The sequence below is a fragment of the Pseudoalteromonas sp. PS5 genome (assembly GCF_004103255.1).
GTDB lineage: Bacteria > Pseudomonadota > Gammaproteobacteria > Enterobacterales > Alteromonadaceae > Pseudoalteromonas > Pseudoalteromonas peptidolytica.
Window position 1 is genome coordinate 14,635 of the sequence record NZ_RCSQ01000048.1, and the last position, 21,220, is coordinate 35,854.

Sequence of the window (21,220 nt, forward strand, 5' to 3'; positions counted from 1 at the left end):
ACGTATTGCGATATAAAGGGCTGGTAAAATATATGTACCATCAGTTTAAACATGGCTTAGTGGACTTGGCACAAGTATTTGATTTCTTGATAGAATCAACAAGTATGTATTTCACTTATAAAAAAATGGAAAATGGCCGCGTACTTAACTTGATGCCGCGTGTCACACTTGATGCCAATGCAAAAGACCAGCCTTGGGTCGTGCGTTTTGAGCTGATTAACGACATAGCGCTGCGCATGAATATTGTGACGCCCATGCAGTTAGACCCTGACGGCTCTCTATATAATAGAAACCTAGGTAGCCTTAATACAAAAGACACAAGTTATGCTGTTGGCTATTGGCATCAAAGGGAAGGACTTAAAGGTGATGCTAAGTATTCACGGCCTTTTTCCGTGCTTTTCACAGCCGATTCTCATGGCTTTGCTTTTGCAATTTGGGAGCATGCGGTCGTTAACAGTTTAAACCGTCAACTATCTTGGCTAGTCGTACAAAAGCCTGTTGAATGGCAAAATGGCATTGCTATTCCAACTGAGCATAACCCGGTGATTGCATTAAGCGGTATATTCAACCGCTATGAGTCAAGCGTTGAACAGATGCTCGTACGTGAGCGCGACATTCCAGTCCCCGCGCCTGCACAAACAGCGATTTCAGATCAATACAATCGTTACAGCGCAATGCATACAGTGAAATTAAAAGAAATTTCAGAAAGTAGGGATTACTTTATTCAATTTCCTAATAATTTCTCTACTGAACGATTTAGCTATGATGGTGTATTCGATATGATTGGCTTTGCCAATACGGATTTAGTCAGCGCCAATGCCACTCTACCTCTTGAGGTATTTGGTGAGCGCAGGAACTATCACACCATGGTAAGTACATTAGCCGATAATAACGGCATCAGCGTTATGTTTCGCATTACATAATGCGCTACATATTGAGATTTTGTGAAACACAGTAGTGAAACACCTTAATTATTGTACGATCGAAGCGTTTTAAATTGTACAATAGTTAGAACCGCACTTTGCAGAGGCAAAGTAGGCATTAATGAGACCAGTTTGCATTGGCCCCAGACTATCCGGAGAAATTTATGGGTTTTGTCAAAAAAGCGGAGTTTGCGCCTTATTCAGTCGAGCGTGGTGGATACACGACGTTAAAAAGCCTGATCACAGCCGTAGTCCGAGATTTAGTGAATTATTATGAGCATCCAACTGCTGCCGATGAAGCACAGAATGCGTTTGAACTTTTATATCCCGCAGATAACCCAGATTTGGGTGATCCGGAGTCAATTGATAGCGACGTATTTGTTGTACAAGCGACGGGGTTTGTCGATCCTTTAGCTGGCGCGGATCCAACTTTTAAGGCACAAGGTACTGAGATCATCCCTCAGCCTTGGATTATTCGTTTCGATACTGGTGTTGGCAAACAATGCACCCCAGCACATAACAATCGCCGTGAAGACCGCGACAACGATGCGCCTGAAGTTGGTAACTTACATATCAATATTTCTACTCCACTACAGTTGTACAAACCTGCAAGTGGAGACTGGCAAATGTACGACTATACGCCACCTAACCGCGGTACAGGTGACGAACCCATTGTCGTTGGCACTTTGGGCTTCTTGGGCGAACGTGTTCCCGTTGTAGACAAGCAAGTTGCTTGGTGTGACCCAAATGATAAGCTGCGCCTAGAGATTGAAGACAAAGGCTTTTTCTGTCGTCGCCCGCTTTACAATATTAAAACAGAATTTGAAACTAAGTACCCTGACACAGCTCAGGTAAACATTGCAGGCACGCCTAATATTCCAATGTCATATGCCCTGTCCGTTAGTGAGCATGGTATTGCATTGGCTATTTGGGAAGAAGCGACAGATCAATATGATGCAAAAGGCCACCGCCACAGCTGGTTTGTTTGCCAACGCCTCGTAGACAAAGAAAGCGGCACACCACTTGTAAATCAAGCCGATTCACACTGCCCACTAGCGTGTTTGTATGGTATTCAAAACCAAACTCAAAATATTAAACGTTATTTTGTGGTTCGAGAATCAGATGTGCACCGTCCATCTGAGGACTTAGATGCAACCAAAAACACCCAAGACAGTGTTGCACTTATCAATCCTAACGAACAAATCTCTGTCACAGAAAACTACGAATATGTCGTATCCGTACCAAGTGGGATCAATACCCAACGTTATTTGTATCTTGAAGAGATGGACATGATCAGTTACTGCTCAGCCGATATTATTTCTCAAGACGGTATTGCTGAGTTGTCCATGTACGATGATGGCAGTAAAAAGCGATACAAAGGGTTGCGCTCCACGGGCAAATATAACACCGGCGTACGCATTCTCATGCGCTGGTACAACACGGCTATCACAACACAAGACAACGTGGGTCAGACCGACGTTGTGCCTGGCTCTAGCGCTGGCACTTACTAACAGGAGAGTTATCGATGCCACTTACAATAAATGGTGATATTTACACTTCGAATTTACCAGCGAGCTTGGCCAATGGTGGAGAGCATTTCGTCACGACCGTTACCCGTGATGGCTTCACTGATGTCCGTGAGCTTGTCAGCAACTGGTTACAAGTGATGGTCGAAAACGGCTATAAACGGATCACCCGCACCCCTATCGAGTTCGACCCAAATAATCCTCAGCCTATTATGGCTGTACTTGAGTCAACGACTGCGACAAATTCACTCAACGATGAAGAACCTTATCGCATCAGGGTATACGCAGATACACAATACACTTGTGAAATTCAAATGGCGACGCCACTACAACTGGGTGAGGACTTTGAGGAAGCCATTCCGAATTTGCGCGGCTACACTTGCGGTCATGTTGGTGAATCACCACACACAGTTCCGCACAATTACCGTGATGTGATCCCACTAAACAAATCATCGGCAGCTAACGCGACGACAAAGCCGCCGCAGCCAAGCCACGGCTTTAACGTATCAACGCTCTACTTTATTGACGTGCGCGAATTTGAGGGGATGCTTCGAGCTTACCCAATGTCATACCGACTATCCATCACAGATAGAGGGTTTTCTTTTGCGTACTGGGTAGAATCAGACGACCAATCAGCTGGAGACTCGCCAACACAAAGTTGGATGGTGCTACAAAGGCCTGTGGATCAAAAGTCTGGCAACAACTTGCAAGATGCAGATCCGCTGGGCTCTCGTAACCCCATTTTCTGCTTATACGGAATCTATAATAAATACATTTATGATAATTTTGGTACCACACAAGATGGTGAAATCTACACCATGGACATGGATGGACAGGTACCTTTAGGTAGAACGCAACCTGTATCTTTAAGCTCGCTACCGGGCATTATTCAAAAATTTACGGTACGAGAAAAAGACGTATTAAAGCCAACATACGCCGAAGATGCGACGCTGAACACCCGTGACTCAAATGCTTGGGTAAACGAAGTACAGCAGCAAACTCGAGTTGAATATCGAGCGAGTTCAGAAGCAACAAACGCAGGCGCATTTACCTTAGCTGGTGCCAAATACGTTATCCTTTATCCTAATAGGTTGAATACAAAACGTTTTCGCTATCAGCATGACATGGATATGGTGGCATACACATCAGCCGACGTAATAGCACCACAGCTTACTATTAAAGTTAATGTGTATAACGAAGGTGATACAAGCGCCAAACGTTATCGCAAATATACCGCATTAACACCAAACAGCAGCCATAATACCAATATGACTGTATTAATGTTAACTGAAATAGATTGTGACGCCCCAGACACCGGGGAAAATCAGTAATTAAACAGCTTAATAATCGTTATTGAGCATTCGCCATTTTGTTCAAAACTGTTGTACAATACAAGCACACTGTACAACAGTTACAGAGCTAACTGTAATGGTGCTGAGACTAGAGACAGCGAGGAAAATGAGTCATGTCAGAATTTTCACCTTATTCCGTAACACGCGGAGGGTTCGCCACACCCCGGGAAATGTTCTTATCTATTGTACAAGACCTAACACGGGAAAATAGCAACCAAGTAAAAGCATTTGATATTGTGTATCCAAAAGATACCTCAGAGCTTGACTATCAAAATCCAGATAATCCAATCAATGATGTGATCATTGTGCAAGCAACTAAACATGTCGATGCCTGTGCAGAAGACGAATCAAATCCTCAACCTTGGGTAGTGCGCTTTGACACACGTTCAGAAATTGGCCACGGCATGGGTCATATCAATGTGACTACACCACTGCAAATTGATATGGACAAAGATAAAGCTCCAGCCATTCCTTATATTCCGCCAAATACATCGTATGATGAGAGCAATATTTCTAATATCCAAACCCGAGGTACCTTAGGCTTTATTGGTAATCGCGTACATGATGGTAATGGTACTGTGCCACAGTCAAACCGTTATGGCTTTATTAACCGCGCAATTTATCATACCAAAATAAAAGAAGACCACAGAAAGGATCCATATGGTAACTTAATGTGGATGTTGATTAACAAGTCGAGCAAGAGCGAAGAACCAACTTTTGGAAGCCGTAATAAAATTCCACGCGGTGCATTCGACGATAGCAACCAAATACTATATCGCTATCGACTTGAGTGGTATGAGTTAATGAACCCAGAGGGCGTTAATATCAATGCAGTAGCTCCTAATTTTTCCACGAGCACATCACCACAACCTCACATTAGCGCGAATGGAAGTCGTTTAGATGGATTTGAAAGCCCAGTTTATGAGCGTCGAGAATGTACCCTTTATTTCCGTGCTCCGGTAGGTAAAGACGCAACAAACTTGGATGGCGATACATTTATCACGACGAAAGTCGAAGGTGAAGTGCCTCCCAGTTTATTGAACCTAGCAATCGAAGACTCTAACCGCGATGAATTAGGTTTAGTTCAAGAGCTGGAGTTAACATTTCCTTTAACCAATCAACCGGAACTTGTCTATCACAAAATATCGGTCGAAAGAACAGGATCTCCTCATGCGGGGGGTTACAGGTATAAGTCAACATGGATCGTTGATACGGAGCGTACTAACGATGTAGAAATCATTGCAGAAGCGCCGCAATCACTAGGTGACTCTAGCTTCGATGATGAAAATAATAAAGGCCTTGAATTCTATGACAACTTAAAATGGGATCTACGCCCCATCACAGACCAATCGTTTGATGTGACTGGTGAGGCCATGGATCCAAAGGAAGGCGCTCGTAACGTTCCGATGTCTTATGCACTAACGGTGAGCGATCATGGTATTGTGCTGGCAACGTGGGACCAAGCAGTAGACCAATATGAAACAAATGATGGTCACCGTTTTAGCTGGTTTGCAACACAACGCTTGGTAGATAAAGACACCGGCACACCGTTAGTTGACCAATCAAAGAGCTTTTGCCCATTGTTCTGCATTTATGGTGTTTATCATGAACGTGTTAGCACCAGTAATTACTTTATTGTACGAGAGTCTGACGTGCATCGCCCTTCTGAAGAACAAACAGCAGGCGATGATAGCCCGGATTCAAATGCCATCATCAATACCTACGAGCAAGTCGCTGTATCGGAAGATTATGAATACGTGATCACGGTACCTTCAGGCCTAACAACACAGCGCTACCTGTATTTAGAAGAAGCCGACCTCATTGGTTATACCTCAGCCGATGTTATCTCTAACGGCGCCCTATCAGAATTTAGCATGTACGATGAAGGAGTATGCTCTATACCAAACGAAGCACACGTAGATAGAGAGTCATGTATTCAAGGAAACGGTGTATGGGAAGAAACATCGCGTCTGTACAAGGGCTTGCCTGCAACAGGTAAGTTTAATACTGGTATGCGTGTTTTAATGCGTTGGTATGGCGGTCGCTTAGGCAACCTTAACAGCAAACAACAAAACTAATTTAGGAGAGGACGAGGATGGCTTTAAATACCCTTGTACAAAGTAATGTTAAGTATGGTTACAGCGATCTGCGTTTCGTTTTGTTTGAAATCGCAGAGTGGCTCAATACCGTTGGTTGGGAAATTAAATATCAATTTCCAAACGCAAAAGAAAAGTTTGATGCCCAAGGTGGCTACAGTTTTGTTGCTGTTCCTCGCGGTGATTCACAAAACATGTTTGATAGTGAACTTATCGCACTAAAAATGGCTACAAAAACCGTCAGTGGCTCAGAGTTTTCTTATCAAACAATTGAGGCGCATGTCACACCGCAACTACAGTGTGATTTTTCAAATGGCCAAGTGATCCAAGACGCACGAGGTGTGACTTCAGGTAACCTAGGTCCAGACTATGACTATACCTATACAGAAGCAGGTGTTGAACACCGTGCTAACACTGGTGATGGTCTATTTTTCGACACTAAAGTCGTCAAAGGTCGTCTAAAAGCACATCCAGTTTCGTGGCGCGCATCATCTACCGAACATGGATTATTTTTAGCTATTTGGCTAGAGGGTGACGAGCACCGTGATCCGCCAACGCAAAGTTGGTTTGTGGTACAGCGCCCTGTAGACCAATCAGATGGTCAACCATTGAGAGAACCAGATGCGGATGGTAGCCGAAATCCAATTTTCTGTATGTATGGTATTTCTAACGAGAGTAATACTCGTTCAGCAGCCCACCAAGCTGCTTATGAGAAATATGCACAAGAAAATGGCATTCCATATACACAAACTTTGGGATCAACATCGTCCGGCCCGCAAAGCTCTATTACGCCCTCTCCAGATGCGACCAAACAGGGTGCCATCGCACTAAAACGCTTTGTGGTACGAGAAAAAGACGTCAATGCACCTGGTAAACAATACGATGCGTGGCGTAATGACCGTGATATGAACGCCATTATTAATCTACGTCAACAACAGGCGCGGATTGAAATGCGCGATATTGGCGTTGCAAGTATTGAAAAAGCAGGCTCTCGCTATGCAATCCTGTTCCCTTCAAAGCTGAACACGCCACGCTTTAGGTTTAAGCACGAGCTAGATATGGTTGCTTACACCTCAGCTGACGTCATTTCATCTGGGTTACCTGTAAATGTGCACGTGTATGGTGAAAAAGACCCTGAAACGCAAGAGAAGCTGTATCGAAGGTATATTGCTATTCAGCCAACAGGGCCATTTAATACCAACCTTATTATGCTCCACCTAATTAAGTCTGGTATTCCCGAGTCTGAAATTAAAAAATAATCGAGCACTTGTTTGAAGGGTGCAATGCCCTTCTTTTTGCTGTTTCTCGCAGAGTTTGCGTATATTTATATAATAACTTAGGTTTGGATCGCCTGAGAAACAGCCCTTCTTCCTTTTCAAACGGCTAACTCACCGTCCCCATTAATTTATTGTACAATATTTCAATCTCACTACTGCTTCATTTCAACAATCGCGGTACAATCCTTATATTAAGGCGATGCCAAATGAGACTAGTATGAGGGTGCCTCGTGAGTGTAATAAATACCATAAAAAATGCGAAATACCGTGCATTTATCAATGCGCTAGCGGACAAAAGAGAATGGTTCAGTGTTAAGTCGGAACAAAGAGTACCCAGCGTTATACCCGATAATAAAGGGTTATTGTATCTGGCAAACTTTAATGAGAATTACGTCGTTGCCGTCACGCCAATCAACCATGATATGGTGTATGTTGCCGAAGTAGCCTCACCAACTCGCGTGGTTAGCGGTGTTATCGCTGGGAGCGAGCGCGTATTAGTACTCAGTGCAGACGGCAAACTGCATATTTTCAGCCCGAACCTTATCCACCTGCAAACAGTAAACTTACACGACAATGTAACCGACATCATTTGGGCAGATGGTCTTATTTGGCTAGTTGGTCCGGATATGTTCCATATAGAAATTCAACAGGTTTTATCGCGAGAAGAAGGGCTACTCGAGCTAGTTCCCTATCGCAGCGTACCCGGGTTACCCGGTATTCGCCATTTAGTGTGGTTACCTCAAGCACAGTCGATCGCTGCGGTCAGTGCGACCACATTATACTTTGTTTCTTTCGAAGGACTGGAAGTACAAAATGTACCTTTGCCTACCAGTGTGCAGCATGTTGGTGGGCACACTTCCTTGCTGGTATTTACTGAAGTGCATTCTGGTGATGCGCTGGTATTGGATTTGATTGATGCTGACATTACACCTTTACCCGCCTATGGCTCAGTCAATATATGTACCGATCCAATCATCACGACCAGAACGGCTTGGCATCGACGTCACCACGGTGACTATATTGTTTCACTCCTTGATATTCAAGAGCCGGGTAATGAAGAAGTGACCTCAATTGTACAACATATTGAAAAGGAAGCCGGAGCACTACCCAACAATCAACCTGAGCTGCTCGTTAACTTGCAAGAGAAAGCTGACTATTTTAACTTAAGCGCTCAGCGACACTGCCAAGAGGATGAGTTTTATACCAGCGAATATTTTTCGTTACGTGGCGATGGCGACCCACTGCTTGTGCTCGCCGATGGCGGAGAACTTGTTATAGACGAAGCGGGGTCACGCAGGCTAACAAGCGCCGCATGGATCACCGATCAGCAACTGGCTATCAGCCACAAATTCAGCAAACACTCAGGGCTTCACCACCGTGTTAGCATCAAAGTATACGAGCCATTCGCATCCTCTGAACGCTATGTTGATTTATCCCAAGGTGAGTTCACGGGAATGCAGTGGTTGCCAGCACGAGGGTTATTAACGCTTAAAAATCCAGTCTATACCGAAGGCTATTATGTTGGTAAGTATGTGTCAGAAATTTATCCTTTATCTGCACTAACCTTAGTCGAAGGCGCTGAGGTACTTCTAAGCGGTACAACTCCAAGCAACACATCAGTCACTTTTGAATTTCGAGTAAGCTACTCCAACGAAGAATACGCCCATATTCAGTACAGTGATTGGTCAGCAAATTTACCAACTACGCCCTCTGGTGCGCAACTCAAAGGCGTTCAATTTCGTGTTTTTGCTACTACAACCGATACCAATACAACACCACTCATACAAGGGTTTCAACTTAATAGTACCCAACACGCGCTACTTAGCGTTGGTTTTTGGGATCTACACAGAGCAAGATCTCAAAAATTTGTACCATCACTGTCATCAAGCCAAGATTCAATAGATTTAACATCAAACTCTCAATGTGTGAGTGCTCATACCTGCGCACACAAAACATATGCTAACGATGGCCAGAGTAGGAGTATGGGTACTCATACACACGCTTATACTTTGGCGGAACAACTAACAGTGCGATGGCAAAACGCACATTATATTTTACGGCGCACATCAGCGAACTCTCAGCACGGGTATGCGCGATATAAAATAAGCCCCACACAAAAGCAATGGGCAACAGCCAAGTTTCATTTACAAACTTGGCTCAGTCGCGTTAACGACGTTAACCGAGGTCGTCTCTACTCTACGAATGCCCACCATGGTCCTAAAATAGACATGATGAGTGAAGGGTCGAGGCAATTACACGAAAACGTTCTTAGTGCCTCTGGCTTTGTTAGTACCAACGCCACGTCACAGCAACGCGTATTTAGTCCTCATATGCGTTCTTCGTTCAACGTCAGTTCAACCTACACTAAAGATTGGCACTATCGACTGGCACTGGGCGGTATTCAGCGTTACTTAGGGCTGCGACGATTTGCCTCTAAAAAAAATTGGTAAGCGTTATACTTGGTCTGTATTTAGCAACCCTATTTCGTTGGCAAGTGATAAAACGCAAGGAGTGGGCTACCCTTCACAAGCGAGTGGCTCGCCACAAACAAGAGCGTTCTCATGGCATGAAGGGATCAGCCCAAGAGTCAGCAACGGCATACAGCCTGTACGCGTAAAGTTACCGCTTTTTGGCACCCAAGAGGTTGAAGGTATCAGTATGTACAACCACAGTGGCGTGCTAGGTTATGATAATGAGCTGTATCAAGCCAACACTAAGGTTAATGCCACCGTCGCCTATGACACACTAACTTCCCTCACATTGCAAAGTTCCAAAGGAGTTGGGCAAACCGAGTCTCGGCGCGCAACATCACAAAGTGCACTCACCGTGGATGAGGTGCTCACCGGATCCACACGTCAACTTAAGCACTACCTAGTAGCTAGCCAAATTTATTCTTGGGCAGCGAAGTTACCTTTTAGACAACCTGCAGAGGCAAGGCGCTTTAGGCGAAGTATTTGGGCTATTCAGCATGCTGTTGATAACTGGAAAGCCCAACCTGTAGAGGGGCAGCGTACATTAAGCGCGGACAATATCAATGCACTTGAGCTAAAGCAGTTAAGTGCATCTTTAGGTACAGATTTAACCGCACATAGAACAAAGCAACAAAGCCTGCGCTTGTGTGGCTCAGTAAAATTAAGATTGCTCTGTCAGAGCAATTTAGGCACTAATTTTATGACGAGCTACCCAATACAAAGCTATCATGCCTCAAAACCTGAGATGATGAACTTCAGTATTATTGGTGGATTAAAATCAGCCAGTAATGACCAATTAATCGCGTTACTAAGCCAACCAAACCAACGCGTAAATGTTGCACAAACTCTCAGCTTTATCATGGAGTCGAGTACTCGCATCCAGCGTTTATATGAGGCAATTCAGTATGCAATTAGTTGGTTAGCACTGCACCCATCTGGCTATAAAATGGAGTACTCAGCGACCGGTGCACATTCTGGTCCACTTGCTGATGCTATGAATGCACACTTAGTGAGTATGTCTAAAAGTGAAGCGCCAGACGTGCCCTCCACAGCCGCACACACTAAACAGTTAGAAGCGGGAACTTCGCAAGCTAACACGGCACAACCCCAAACTTTAGTGGGTAATATTAACTACGATAAAGCGAATGGACAGGATACCTCAACACCCGCAATCATCAATTATCATTTGAGCGGTCAGCAGTATTTACTTGGTCGCGCAATTTACGATGTGTTGTCAAATTGGATAGGAAAAGAAAGTGGCAGTAGGATCCAATTTATCAAAGGTGTGCTGTCACCTTCTCACACCTCGGATACCCACGCTGTTGCGGATAAACTCAACAAGTTTGTCGCTCAACTGCTTAAACAAACAGCCTCGCAACAAAGTGCTCAAGTCGCTGATGTGATCAAATATTTTATTGCGTCATTCTTAAATGAAAATCAGCCGCAAAAAGCAGAGTTTGCCGTTGAACCACAATCATCATTAGCAACACTCGCCAAAGCCATTTTTACTACCGGTGTCAGTAATGCCTACTCTGACGATATCGGCTCTGCCGTTTATAATACGCAACATGCCATTCAAACCATAGCGTTGCGTATTTTGCTCAAACAAACGGCCGATTATCAAAAGTTGACCTTTACGCAGATGCAAGATCAGTTCAGACAATCTCTTGGCGCACCTGTTTATCAACTTTATCGCTACACCAGAATAAGTTCAGATAGACACAATATTGGCTACACGACAACCGTCGTCTCTAAAATTCAGGTCAATGCGCCGCGCTATTTAAAAAAGGCTACAACCGGTAAACCTATCAGCGTAATTGCCAAGTCTATTGCTAGCGGCCCTTTGTGGACTAATAATATTACCATGTCGCCTGACAGTGCGTTTAGTGGCGGCGAAAATATCCTATCTGAAATACAGTATAACGTGACTCAATACCGCACGACACTTCGTGCACTGCAAAGCTTGTCTAGTACAGCAAAGAGCTGGCAATCACGGGTGCATGAACAAGCATCGTATTGGATGGCAAAACAAATCAAACATATTCCCGTGTCCGTACTAACGGCTGAGTCACCTACCTATTCGCATGCCATAAGCGATATGATGAACTACCGATTCTCCAAACTTGGTCTCACACTTGGAGAGCTCATTCAAAGTACACCGCAAAGAGAGCACAATATTACCCTGTTTTCGGTGAACTTTTTAAATAACCAACAGGGGCATGCCTATCAATCTAGCGGCTTCACAGGTAGATCTCAGCTACCTTGGCTGATCACAGGTAAAATATTGGGTGTACGCGCCGCTGACAATGCAAGGCCTCTAAACATTAGAAGCACAGCGAATGAGAGCATACAATTTTGGTGTTCACGCTTAGAGGCTGCTGACAATCAGCAACCAACCTTTGCTCAACAGCATATACCACTCGTAAAGAAAACGGGTATTTCCAGTATACAGACCAGCGCAAAAATAGTACGCGGGGTCTTTAAACAATGGATAGAACAGCAGTTCACTGCACGCATTATCTACCGTGACGTAGCAATTAACGACGGATACTATATTCAGTCACCGAGCTTTCAATTTAAGCTGAATAATCAAGTTAACGCGACGCCGTGGCAAAACTTATCCATAAATATGCTCAACGCGGCTCCGTCTCGCTGGTTAAGCGCAGTACACAGACTCAGTGATAAAATATACACAGCCATAGATAAAACCCTAGCTCAAGAGGTCAATGTGGCTTTTAAAAGTCTCAATAGTAATAATGCGCTTGAGCTGCTCATCGTCACAGTCACAACTTTAAATAAATTTGTACAAGGCCTAGGCCGGTATTCAAAATACGCGTCTTTGGAATCAGAAACACTTTCTGCCATACAATCTAAAATTAACAAAAATATGGCTGTTTTGTGCTCTGATGCGGTGAAGTATGAACGTTTATATCAAGCACAGCAATACCTAAGTGTCGTGTATAACAAAGCGCTCGCCGCGTTGTCACACACGGGCCAACAGACACAATTTTTACATCAATCTAGCGCCAAGATCATTGTCAAGATGGTTGAAGCAAGCGTACTCAACTACGCCCATTACTTGATCCGTGCCAATGGCCAAACACACCGACCCACTCATTTGCTCCACGCAGTAGAAGTAATTAAGAACTGGCAGCAACAGCTTGCTGTTAAGCAAACCAACAGCATAGCATCGACGCAAGAAATTAAATTAGTCAATGCAATATATGAGGTTATTCAACCGCTGATCACTTTACCAAAAGCAGTTTTTTCTATCACCGCAGGGATGCAAGCAGATGCGCTCAAGCTGATCAATTTTTCTTTGCAAGAATCATTTAAAATACATCCGATCAAATCGATACTAGGCAAGCATTTACCAAACACTTTGCTGATACAAAGTAAAGCCTTGTCGAAGCACGCGTCCGGCGCAATTGAAATGTCAGGCCGCATGTATGTTGATTCGTTGAATCAACATATGCAGCTGAAGTTTATACCAGGCACTTGGGTAAGAAATCATTATGTCTTCAAAAATGCACACCTACTTAAACAAGCTGGAACCAAAGTGCATCTGCCGGCAACGATTAAATGGCAGGTGGAATCGGGTTATTGCCAACACAATCAACTAGAAGTTGCTGCTTATCTAGTATATCAGCCGTGGTCAAAACGCTTCAATATGCTTAATTTTAAGCCCCTAATTAATAAAACCACGCGCCTATTGCAACGTGTGGCTATTTATCGCGAAGCTGGCAAGCGTGTGCTACTTTCTCAAAAGCCTCAGTACTGGATGCCTAAACCGCGTTATATATTTCCTCATGGATTACCCGATTTCCTTCAAGATTTTGGGCCGTTTTCCCCTGGTCTGCACTTGTCACAACAACAGTATATTCAAGAACTGCCAAAACAAGATACCGCGGTGCTAAGCACTCAAAAAGATGCCGGATTATACGCCCTTGGATTAGAACACACGCAGCATGTCGTGCGAGACAAGCGAAGTGCTGGCAGTGTACGTCTCAATTATGAGCGTAGTTACGCACCATTTTCTGCAGATCTGCAATTATTCGTGAATGATTTCAAGCAGCTATCGCAGGCGAAAAAAACAGTCAGCCGAACAATACGTCGCAGTGCAGAGCAATTCTCGTTCGGTTACAGCCGACTAAACATGCGTTATGTACAAAATCGATTAGGGCATGAACACACAGAACGCCTATTTAGCCAAGCGGTAACTAATACGAGACTGCTTATTGGTGCCCCAAGTTGGCTGCGCGCTAGCACTCATGCTCAAGCCTATAACAGCGATAACATTGCTTGGCGCCAAACTAGTCAGGGGATAGGTAAACTGACGGTAGATAAATGGATCAATACGCACTTATCTAATAGCACCACTCGCCTTCTCTACAAACTAGCCACGCCATTGAGCACGCACAGTTTCACCACGGCATATCGGGCTTCACGTTGTAGCGACATCATATTTGCTCACGATACAACGACGCGTGCATGGCAAACAATCGGCACGGGAACAACGCGCTCTATCAAGCATAGTGGCGACCAACCGGCGGTTAAGCATGTCGTCATTAAAGAAACACTGACCAACCCGCTCACAAGGACAATACAATGGGAAAAGCTCGAGGCGCTAAAGACCTCAGCAAACATCCCCGCATTAGTGAATCTAAAAGTCACCACTTTGAGCTACAACGTTACGCGCTTGCTAACATTACGCGTCACCGACGTTCATACTACTAAGCAGTCTATTAGCTTGGCGAAAGCGCACAGCATGATGCGCTCAACCGAGCTCACTTATCAGCTCGTTACCCCAAGTGATGTGCCGTTAGGTAAGGTAGTACAATCACCTTATAAATTATTAAAGCAAAGCATGCCTGACAGCGTATTTGTAGCCATGCGTCATGCAAAGGGTTTTGACCTATACGGCACAGTTGATTTAGGTAAGCGTACGTTTTGCGCGCCAATACCAATCAAGATCCAGGAAATGGACAGGCTAAAAGCAAGTACCGTCAGCCATTATGCACTCAAAATTAATACCATATTACGGGACTCTCTATACGCGCACGCAGACAAGTTAGATTACACTCGACTGTCGCCAGATAGCTACATACAGAGCTTAATGCAGTACACGGCTGAACTCACAGCAGTTGCTATCGTTCACTGGCAAATGAAACAAACAGCGCCCACAATCAGTACCAAGCTGCACAAAGAAATTATCGAGATCTTAGAAGGGAGCTGGCTCACAGATAAAAGTTTTAAGCAGTCACTTAAGACGCGAGGCCACTTGTTAAACCGCTTAGCTCAGGCCATGGTGCTCCCACCTAGTGTGCGACAACATTATCGTCAAGACCTACTAAGTGAAAGTACCTTGTTAAATGCCTTGATCCAGGCTAATCACATTGACAACGTCGCACAACATGCACTTGCACAGGCAGGTCTTTCCGCTTCTACCATCCACACACTAATGGCGCAGTCACGTCAAGGATTAGCTGAGAGATTAGCTCTACTTAGACAAAGCGAGCTCAATGAAGTGGACGTTGAGCGCATATACGACCAACAAATGCTCAGTGCAGCTAAGCTGATGAACACCCTCACCCAGTTGGGTGTCAACACAGCGCAATTGGAGTCTGCCTATAACCAGTTACAGTCTCCGCTCGACGCTGCAAGCCCAATCATCGCACAATATGTGGAATACCCTAACCTCGTCATGGCTATAGGCGCGGCATTTGAACAATACCTTGCCTCTGATCCCCGTGCATATATGCACTATCGGATGAACAAAGAGCAGGTAGCCAACCACCAACGACAATATCGTTTCATGACTCAAAACTTGCCAGAGGTAATTGATTTTTATCATCAAACACACTCAACACAAAGGCAACTCGGTGCTAACTTCGCGGTGGATATGACATCTATACTCGATAGCATCGATCATTCTGCTTTACAGACAAAACCATTCCATGATCGAGTAGAGCTCAACTTACCACTGAATTACCGCAGTGATGATTACCGCCGTTACAAAGCTGGTATTATCGCTATTGATCTGATGCAATGGTTACGGGATTTACGCACAGATTACCGAGAAGAGCTCATTGCAAAAGTGCAAGCCGGAACCGCGCAAGGTGCGTATTCTCCCCGTGCAGCAATGCTTGATGCTGTCAGGAACATGGTCGTAGAGCCTATCCTTTATCGCCACCCTAAAGACGGCTCTTGGATGTGGCGCGCCTATTCACCGTCGGATACACAATACAATTATATTGTATGGGGTAGCCTGTAACAGGCACACCCAACCAAGATCGGCGTATGGCTACTGTCACTGAGCACAGCCCATGCGCCAACATCACACAAAAGGGAAAAGTATGATCACAGCATATGCCAATGTAGAGCCCAATAAAAGACCGGCCTATGTGCGTTTACATGGCCCAAAACAAACACATATCGCAAGAAATCAAGAAACCTGGTTTAGTTTTTTTGACCACACCAAAGATCCCCGCTTTACCAGTAGCGATGTCTTACACCGCACCATCGATTATTGGAGCTATGACTATCAGCGTGAATATTATGATCTGCATTTTATTGACCAAAAAGAATTAGAGAAAGACTTTTCTCAAAGGTATCGTTGCAGTTTTGAAATACTGCGCTTTCCGGAATTTGGTGTCCTCGAAGTCGCACCTTGGTTTCCTATGTATGATAAACTTATTTACCGACCTGGTCGTGGCTACGAGGGCAAGGACTCCTTTTCTGTTCGCCCGATAGTACCAAATAGAGGTTACACTGGGCACGGTTACACATTTCATCTATATGTTGGTAATCCATTCACCTAAAATGACAGTTATTGTACAATAATATGGTTTGATAACTGCAAAGAGACTTGTAAATGCTATATCCTAATATTGAATCTGCCATCAGTCGGTGGAGTGCCTCCATGTTCCCCACCTTGATCAATATGTTTGGTGTGGAGGTCAAGGTATCTCGCCAAGTATCAGTTGCGTCATCGCAACCTCAGACGCTTAACCCCCAGTCTGCCATCGCCAGTGTTTATGGTGGCCATACAGGGCCCATGTCAACAAGACCCAATTCGCCCTTTGAAATTAAGGAATTTCGCGCAAAAATAATTCCTCCCTCTCGAGGCTGGGTACTTGAGGGCACACATGCTTTAGGTAGTGCTAAAAAAGTCGAGGTGTACGCGCAAGCAGATATCAAACCAGGAGACAAGCTCACTTTTGAGCGTAGTGATGGGAAAATATTTTCCTACAAAGTCAAACAATCCCTCACACTGGGAGTGACACAATGCTTGATGAACAAGCTCGCGTTATTGCCTATTGAGGCGGAGGAACTTCATGACTGATCCGCAAACCCGTGTCGTCGCAACCCCTTCGTTGGTAACCTATTATCTACTCAAAGAAATAGGTAACTACCTTCCTAATGTCAACGCGATATTCACGCCATCACTTGACTATCAAGATGGTTTGCGCGCCTTTCGCACAGCGAATCAAAAAAAACAAGTGATAGACCCAACCGCGCTGCCATTGCTGCTATTTAACCGCTCCACCATCAACAATAATGACATATATGCTGGGCGAAGTGGTCACACATTACTGGCAAAAAAATATCGCTCTGAAAATCCACTCAATCCGCATCAGTGCCAAACCGCTGTGGACAAATACCCCGTGCTATTCGGTGACATGACTTTTAAGTTTATGTATATCACCTCTTCCATGGAAGAATTAGAACGCTTTGAAATGCTCTACAGCGTGGCAGGGGGCTTGCGTGAAATCAGTGCAGTTAGTGTTGATATTCCCGATATCGGACAAATTGAATACAAACTTACTTGGAAAGCCCTACAAGACTTTACTGTCGACGTTGGTGACAGTGCAACCAAATCCATTGGTGCAGAAGTTATTGTGAGGGGGCCGTTCATTGTATCAAAGAATGAAACTTTGGCGTTAATCACCAATATTTTCGCTTCTGAGGGGGTAAACCTCCATCTTCTTTGCGAGTCTAAAGCACAGCCTGCAAACGATTAAATTAGCGAATTATTTTAATCCAGTGATGACGAACCTTCCATCACTGTTGTACAATAAAGTCGTAACTTCCTCGTTATCCTGAAGTTACACCCTATGAGACGATGAGCTGTGAGATGAGCGCCTGTTATTCAGGCATTGAGACACCTAAACCAAGATTACACCGGTAACTTGGGACTAATTTTAATGTCACATTAGGAGCAAACATGGCTTCACGTAAATCTAAAACCGACAGTGCAGCAACGGAGCTTGCAACGTTAGTTTCGACGCTAAACCACCCTGTCGTTATTTCATACGACGGTGATGCAACGACACTACCACCACGCGGACGTATCAATAACATCAACCCTAAAGCTTTAGGCGCATTGCCAAAAGGCGTTCGAGTAAGCTAAGCGTTTGAATACGCAAGCTTCATTGAATTAGTAAAGGAGACGCACAATGTCATCTGCACAAGTCATTCTTAAAGAATTAAATTTATCTCAGCGTGTAGGTTCAGAAGCCGGCATGTACGCCGCAATCTTATTACCACAAGCTGAAAGAGGTTCTCTAGAACCGCAACTATGTACCAGTGAAAACACTTTTTTAAACCGTTACACGGTTGATGGTAAGGTTAAAATTGGTGCTGACAACGCACACTACTCTGCACTGACTTATCTTGGCGGCGCAGACAAATTGTACATTCGTCGTGTACTTGGTGATGGTGCAAAGTTCGCAGCAACCGCGATTGGCGAAATGGGTTCTGAAACAGAGTCTAAGCCAATTGCAGATGGCTTCGAAGATTTCTTAGATATCAAAGCTGCTTCACCACAAGCATTCATCCTGACAGCAGCAGATCAAGGCACATGGGGTAACCGCCTGTCAGTAAAAGTACACAACTATCGTACAGCAGAAAAAGTTGCGTTTAATACAGTTACTGATGAAGCTGATGCTGAAGTACTTGATAGCAGCCTAGCAGTTACGCAGGCTTGGTCTACGGGCTCAGTGGTGCGTTTAGCCGTGATAAAGCAAGCGGAAGATGACAGACTACCAACCGGCATCTCTGGCGATCGCGGTTACTATGTCAAAAGTGAAGAGAGCGGCAAGATCCGATTGGCAACCTCTGCACAAGCATTAGCTGACGAAGAGTACGTAACGTTTACCGATGCTGGTCAAGGTGACATTGTGATGTCATTATTCTCACCAGTGGCCACCACGCCAAATACATTCGTACTAGAAGTCTATCTAGATGATAGCGCCAACCCAGTTGAATCATTTACCTGTGCGTTACGTGAAGATGCGGTAGATGGATTCAACAAGAATATCTTTTTGGATAACGTACTTGAGCAATCTAACTACATTCGTGGTTTCGCAAACCCAAGTTATGTAGGAGAGCCGGCTGATCACGTGCTTAACGCGATTGGTTTTGCAGGTGGTGATTTAGGTGGCGCAGTCATGGCGGGCCACATGATGCAAGCGCTAAAAGAGTTTGAAAACTCTGATACTTACCCAATCAAGCTGTTTATGGACGGCGGCTATGCGGTACCAAGTTATCAAAAAGCATTACTTGCATTATGTGAAAAACGTATGGACTGTTTCGCTTTTCTGTCAACGCCTTACAGCGCTGAAGCAAGCAGCAACTACCTGAATGAAGTGGTTGATTATCGTAACCTTGTATTAAATGCAAACAGCTCATTTGGCGCAATTTACAGCTCACACGTTAAGATATTCGACAAGTTCAACAATCGTGCTGTATTTGTTTCACCTGAAGCTTATGCGGCACTTGCGGTATCACGCACTGCAATGAACCAAGAAGCTTGGTACCCAGCAGCTGGCCTTAACCGTGGTGTGATCAAAGTACTCGATGTACGCCGTCGCTACGATAAAGGCGAAATGGATCGCCTATACGCCGCTGGTATTAATCCGCTGCGCTTTGCAGCAGGTAAAGGCATCTTGATCTGGGGTCAAAAAACCCTGAGCTCAATGCCAAGTGCACTCGATAGAATCAACGTTCGTATGATGTTAATCACCATAGAACCGGCCGTACGCGATGCACTAGAAAACTTCTTGTTTGAATTAAACGACGAGTCATCACGTGCTATCGCAAGTGCCATGGTTACGTCATACATGAATGGCATCAAGGCACGTCGAGGCGTATATGACTTTAAAGTCGTTTGTGACGACTCAAACAACACACCAGAAGACATTGATGCTGGCCGCATGAACTTATGGCTATTTGTTAAACCGACCCGCAGTATTGAATATATTCCATTCACCACAGCAGTACTACCAACCGGTTTAGATTTTAGCCTAGCAGAACAGTTACTGGCTGCATAAGCGCCAGTTCATTTGATACTTTTGTAGGGTACATACCCTGCACCAATAAAGGAGGCCAATATGGCTGGTTTACAAATTGAACAGATCCGTAACTTAGACGACTTTGCTGTTCTGTATAAGTGGGATGTTTGGTTCACGCCCCCTCCGGCAGTTGCATTCGACCGTAACGACTTAAACGTACGATGTTTATCAAGCTCACTGCCAACAAGCGCCGTGCAGAGCATTGATATTCAAATCCGAGGTCACCATATCAAGCAAGCAGGTATTGTGGATGATGATCACACAATCAATCTCACGTTTGCTGAAACTGTCGATAACACTATCCACAATATGCTTCACAACTGGCGTGAAGCATTGTGGGAAACAGGCATAGGTAAACAAAAGAAACGTGCGGAATATCAATGTGATATGCTACTAACGCGTCTAAATAATCAGGACGAGCCAATCTGGACCTACAAGCTATTTGGTTGTTATTTAGAAAGCGTGGACTGGGGCGGTGAACTAGGTGGTGATACGTCAGATATCATGCGCCCGAGCCTAACTTTATCATACGACTACTTCAAAATGGGCGCTGGTGCTTCTGTACAGTAAGCAACCATAAAGTAATATTCGTGTGGCAACAAAAAGGGTGGCGAGTGCGCCCCCTTTTTTTAACTTTGTACAATATAAAACTTGCTTTAATATATTGTACAATACACAACGTAATCGTTGTGTAAATACGGAGACTGGTCTATGGCTGATTTTTCGATGGAATCAGTACGTAATGTTGATTGGGCTAAAGACTACTTATGGGACTGCAGGCTCATAGACCGCAGTAACTCTGGGCCGGGGCAGTTCACGAATTGGTTCCCAGCTACAACAGTCAACGAAAATTTAGCAACAACACAAAGCTTTACCTTTGAAGCTTATCTTTCATCTTACAGTGTGCCACAAAGTACCAGTGAGACCACTGTAGATATCAGCTTTATTGATGATAGCGAGCATTCGATAAAGCACTGGATAAGCGACTGGGTAAACAAAGATATTTTTGGTGAGGGTAAATTTGTGCGCACCGCCCATGAATGTGTTCGTTATCTACAAGTAAGAATGTTAGACGCACAAAGAAAGCCAACCAAAGAGACAGTTTACATGGTAATACCTGATGGCGACTTAAATTTTTCAGGCACAAGTGAAAGCGGCAGCCATGAAAATACTATAAGTTTCAAGGTACTGGGTATTTTAAGCCAAACAAAAAAGTGACG

14 protein-coding genes are annotated in these 21,220 nt (G+C 44.4%); all 14 read left to right on the forward strand.

Going from position 1 to position 21,220, the window contains the following annotated elements; genetic code table 11:
* Window positions 1–32 precede the first annotated feature (32 nt).
* The 14 genes from D9603_RS06715 to D9603_RS06780 all read left to right on the forward strand — a co-directional run bounded on the left by D9603_RS06715 (window position 33) and on the right by D9603_RS06780 (window position 21,218).
* The gene (locus D9603_RS06715; protein WP_128730740.1) at window positions 33–923 is read left to right on the forward strand and encodes a hypothetical protein; all 891 of its coding nucleotides are present in this window, start codon (window positions 33–35) and stop codon (window positions 921–923) included.
* 164 nt (window positions 924–1,087) lie between these two features.
* Window positions 1,088–2,434: a hypothetical protein gene (locus D9603_RS06720; RefSeq protein ID WP_125251900.1), complete on the forward strand. Its 1,347-nt coding sequence runs from the start codon at window positions 1,088–1,090 to the stop codon at window positions 2,432–2,434.
* A 14-nt stretch (window positions 2,435–2,448) separates the two neighbouring features.
* Entirely contained in the window at window positions 2,449–3,780 is a 1,332-nt protein-coding gene (locus D9603_RS06725) for a hypothetical protein (protein ID WP_125251899.1), read from the forward strand.
* A 134-nt stretch (window positions 3,781–3,914) separates the two neighbouring features.
* Window positions 3,915–5,879, forward strand: a complete 1,965-nt coding sequence (locus D9603_RS06730) for a hypothetical protein (protein ID WP_128730741.1) — start codon at window positions 3,915–3,917, stop codon at window positions 5,877–5,879.
* A 17-nt stretch (window positions 5,880–5,896) separates the two neighbouring features.
* Window positions 5,897–7,156 (forward strand): hypothetical protein, encoded by a 1,260-nt coding sequence (locus D9603_RS06735; RefSeq protein WP_125251897.1) that lies wholly within the window; start codon window positions 5,897–5,899, stop codon window positions 7,154–7,156.
* Window positions 7,157–7,404: 248 nt separating this feature from the next.
* On the forward strand, window positions 7,405–9,624 hold the full coding sequence (locus D9603_RS06740) for a hypothetical protein (protein WP_128730742.1): 2,220 nt from the start codon (window positions 7,405–7,407) through the stop codon (window positions 9,622–9,624).
* On the forward strand, window positions 9,602–15,919 hold the full coding sequence (locus tag D9603_RS06745) for a hypothetical protein (RefSeq protein ID WP_128730743.1): 6,318 nt from the start codon (window positions 9,602–9,604) through the stop codon (window positions 15,917–15,919). Before D9603_RS06740 ends, D9603_RS06745 begins: the two co-directional genes overlap by 23 nt.
* Before the next feature lie 82 nt (window positions 15,920–16,001).
* Entirely contained in the window at window positions 16,002–16,466 is a 465-nt protein-coding gene (locus tag D9603_RS06750) for a hypothetical protein (RefSeq protein ID WP_125251895.1), read from the forward strand.
* Window positions 16,467–16,519: 53 nt separating this feature from the next.
* Window positions 16,520–16,990, forward strand: coding sequence for a hypothetical protein (locus D9603_RS06755; protein WP_128730744.1), 471 nt, complete (start codon window positions 16,520–16,522; stop codon window positions 16,988–16,990).
* Window positions 16,983–17,669, forward strand: a complete 687-nt coding sequence (locus tag D9603_RS06760; RefSeq protein ID WP_128730745.1) for a hypothetical protein — start codon at window positions 16,983–16,985, stop codon at window positions 17,667–17,669. Before D9603_RS06755 ends, D9603_RS06760 begins: the two co-directional genes overlap by 8 nt.
* Before the next feature lie 203 nt (window positions 17,670–17,872).
* Window positions 17,873–18,058: a hypothetical protein gene (locus tag D9603_RS06765; protein WP_125251892.1), complete on the forward strand. Its 186-nt coding sequence runs from the start codon at window positions 17,873–17,875 to the stop codon at window positions 18,056–18,058.
* 46 nt (window positions 18,059–18,104) lie between these two features.
* Window positions 18,105–19,979, forward strand: a complete 1,875-nt coding sequence (locus D9603_RS06770) for a phage tail sheath subtilisin-like domain-containing protein (RefSeq protein ID WP_128730746.1) — start codon at window positions 18,105–18,107, stop codon at window positions 19,977–19,979.
* 60 nt (window positions 19,980–20,039) lie between these two features.
* Window positions 20,040–20,570: a hypothetical protein gene (locus D9603_RS06775; RefSeq protein WP_125251890.1), complete on the forward strand. Its 531-nt coding sequence runs from the start codon at window positions 20,040–20,042 to the stop codon at window positions 20,568–20,570.
* Window positions 20,571–20,711: 141 nt separating this feature from the next.
* Window positions 20,712–21,218 (forward strand): hypothetical protein, encoded by a 507-nt coding sequence (locus D9603_RS06780; protein ID WP_125251889.1) that lies wholly within the window; start codon window positions 20,712–20,714, stop codon window positions 21,216–21,218.
* The last annotated feature ends 2 nt before the right edge of the window (window positions 21,219–21,220 follow it).

Excerpts from the sequence above, each read along its gene's own strand:
- D9603_RS06715 (WP_128730740.1), top strand. The coding sequence starts at position 33 with ATGTACCATCAGTTTAAACATGGCTTAGTGGACTTGGCACAAGTATTT.
- D9603_RS06720 (WP_125251900.1), top strand. The coding sequence starts at position 1,088 with ATGGGTTTTGTCAAAAAAGCGGAGTTTGCGCCTTATTCAGTCGAGCGT.
- D9603_RS06725 (WP_125251899.1), top strand. The coding sequence starts at position 2,449 with ATGCCACTTACAATAAATGGTGATATTTACACTTCGAATTTACCAGCG.
- D9603_RS06730 (WP_128730741.1), top strand. The coding sequence starts at position 3,915 with ATGTCAGAATTTTCACCTTATTCCGTAACACGCGGAGGGTTCGCCACA.
- D9603_RS06735 (WP_125251897.1), top strand. The coding sequence starts at position 5,897 with ATGGCTTTAAATACCCTTGTACAAAGTAATGTTAAGTATGGTTACAGC.
- D9603_RS06750 (WP_125251895.1), top strand. The coding sequence starts at position 16,002 with ATGATCACAGCATATGCCAATGTAGAGCCCAATAAAAGACCGGCCTAT.
- D9603_RS06755 (WP_128730744.1), top strand. The coding sequence starts at position 16,520 with ATGCTATATCCTAATATTGAATCTGCCATCAGTCGGTGGAGTGCCTCC.
- D9603_RS06760 (WP_128730745.1), top strand. The coding sequence starts at position 16,983 with ATGACTGATCCGCAAACCCGTGTCGTCGCAACCCCTTCGTTGGTAACC.
- D9603_RS06765 (WP_125251892.1), top strand. The coding sequence starts at position 17,873 with ATGGCTTCACGTAAATCTAAAACCGACAGTGCAGCAACGGAGCTTGCA.
- D9603_RS06770 (WP_128730746.1), top strand. The coding sequence starts at position 18,105 with ATGTCATCTGCACAAGTCATTCTTAAAGAATTAAATTTATCTCAGCGT.
- D9603_RS06775 (WP_125251890.1), top strand. The coding sequence starts at position 20,040 with ATGGCTGGTTTACAAATTGAACAGATCCGTAACTTAGACGACTTTGCT.
- D9603_RS06780 (WP_125251889.1), top strand. The coding sequence starts at position 20,712 with ATGGCTGATTTTTCGATGGAATCAGTACGTAATGTTGATTGGGCTAAA.